This window comes from Mesorhizobium sp. M8A.F.Ca.ET.218.01.1.1 (assembly GCF_004791165.1).
Taxonomy (GTDB): Bacteria; Pseudomonadota; Alphaproteobacteria; order Rhizobiales; family Rhizobiaceae; genus Mesorhizobium.
This window is the reverse complement of sequence record NZ_SRUZ01000214.1, coordinates 1-283: the sequence shown is the minus strand read 5'-3', so window position 1 is coordinate 283 and position 283 is coordinate 1. Positions and strand designations below refer to the sequence as shown.

Sequence of the window (283 nt, the reverse complement as noted above, 5' to 3'; positions counted from 1 at the left end):
GATGCTTGTGCCGCTCAGCCTGATCGTCGACCGGCCTTGGACGCTCGCGCCGTCGGCCGCATCGGTCCTGGCCCTGCTCGGACTGTCGGTCTTTTCGACGGCGCTGGCCTTCGTCATCTATTTCCGCCTGATCCACACGCTGGGTTCAGTCGGCACCACCTCGCAGGCCTATCTGCGCGTGCCGATCGGCGTCGGCATCGGCGCCGTCGTCCTTGGCGAAAGCCTGGGGCCGGCGGCCTGGGTCGGCATGGGCTTCGTCGTCGGCGGCGTTGCTGCGATGACC

The 283-nt window shown here is 68.6% G+C and carries 1 protein-coding gene; it reads left to right on the top strand.

What is annotated here, in order from left to right:
- A partial coding sequence (locus tag EN861_RS35065; protein ID WP_145972058.1) for an EamA family transporter occupies window positions 1–283 on the top strand: 283 nt, incomplete at both ends.